Annotated in this window: 2 protein-coding genes; both read right to left on the minus strand. The window is 64.7% G+C overall.

Features of this window, described 5'->3' with window-relative positions:
- Positions 1 to 453 (minus strand): chemotaxis protein CheW (locus IVB22_RS09040; RefSeq protein WP_247516990.1); only part of this gene is annotated, 453 nt, incomplete at its 3' end.
- Positions 454 to 546: 93 nt separating this feature from the next.
- Positions 547 to 1,701: chemotaxis protein CheW (locus tag IVB22_RS09045; protein ID WP_247516991.1), on the minus strand; the 1,155-nt coding region annotated here is incomplete at its 5' end.

The following is a 1,701-nucleotide window of genomic DNA, read 5'->3' on the forward strand; positions in this document are numbered from 1 at the left end:
CGGCACGATTTCGAGAACGCGATCGACGTCGAGGACGACCATGAGCTGACCGTCGAGACGGTGAACGCCGCCGGCGAGCTTGGCCATGCGGGGATCGAGGTTGACGGGGTTTTCCTCGCGGCCATCGTCGCGGAGTTTCAGGACCTCGCCGATCTGGTCGATCAGCAGGCCGTAGGATTCGCCGCGCAGATCGACGCCGACCGCCATCGGCGGCTTGCCGTCGTCGTTCTTGGGCAGGCCGAGCCGGGCACGCATGTTGACCACGGTGACGATGCGGCCGCGCAGATTGAGCACGCCGGCGATCTCCGCCGAGGACAGCGGCACCCGCGTCAGCCGTTCCGGCATGAACACGTCCTGCACCCGCGAGATCGGCAGGCCGAACAATTGCCCGCCGATCACGGCGGTGACGTATTCGGCCACGGTGCCCTCGATGGTCTCGGTCTTGGTTGTCATGTGCTGCTACCTTTATGCCCCGGCTAAGCTTGCTTATGCCGGGCTAAGCTTGCTTATGCCCGGCTGAACTTGTTCATGCCGGGCTGAACTTGTTCATGCCGCGTGCCGGGTCTCGGCGGTCTGTTCCTTCAGCGCCGCGATCAGGCCGGGACGGTCGAACTTGGCGACATAATCGTGGAAGCCGGCCTGCCGCCCGCGCTCGATCGCCGCCGGCGACACCAGCGAGGACAAAGCGATGATCGGCATCGTGCTCAGATTGTTGTCGGCGCGGATCACTTCGGCGAACTCGAAGCCGTTCATGTCCGGCATCTCGATGTCGGTCAGCACCACGTCGAAGGTGAGGCCGGAGCGCAGCGCGGAAAGCCCCTCCTGCGCGTTGACGGCGACCCGCACCTTGTAGCCGGCGGCTTTCAAGACCGGCGCCAGCATGTTGCGGAAGAACGCACTGTCGTCGACCAGCAGCACCGATTGCGCCGTCGATGACGCCCGCATCTCCTTGCGCGAGAACCAGTCGGCAAACGCCATCGGTAAGAAGTGGCCGACGTCGATCACCTCGGTGGCCTGGCCCTTGATCACGGCCGAACCCAGGATGCCGTCCTGCTGGCCGGCGACCTCGATGTGCAGCCGCTCCTCGACGATGTCGATGATCTCGTCGACCACGAGTCCCATCGAGCGGCCGTCGTCGGCGAACACCAGGATCGGCTGCGAGCCTGTGGTCTGGACGGTGACCCCGTTCATCTGCACCAGCGGCATCAGCTGCTCGCGGTACTGCACCATGTAGCGGCCGTTGGAGAGCTCGATCTTGTCGGTGGCGATCTCCTCCAGCCGGGTGACGAGGCCGAGCGGAACCGCCTTGGGCTGGCTGGAACCGGCGCGGAACACCAAAAGCGAGGTGAGCTGTTCGCCGCCGATCGCATGCGCCGCCGAGGCCTCGTCGGCCATCTCATGGGCCGAGGAGCCGGAGGCGCCGAGCGCTTTGGCAATGCCATTGGGGTCGATGATCATGATGACGGCGCCATCGCCCAGAATGGTGTTGCCGGAGAACATGTCGATGTGCCGCAGCTTGGTGGACATCGGCTTGACCACGATTTCTTCGGTGTGGAACACGCCGTCGACCACGATGCCGAAGGTCTGGCTGCCGACCTGCGTCACCACGATGAAGCCGTTCTCGGGATCGGAGGAAGAGCCGTCGTCGATCTTCAAGAGCTTCTTCAGGTGCATCAGCGGCAGCAGCTTGTTGCGCAGGCG

It is taken from the genome of Bradyrhizobium sp. 190 (assembly GCF_023073415.1).
GTDB lineage: Bacteria > Pseudomonadota > Alphaproteobacteria > Rhizobiales > Xanthobacteraceae > Bradyrhizobium.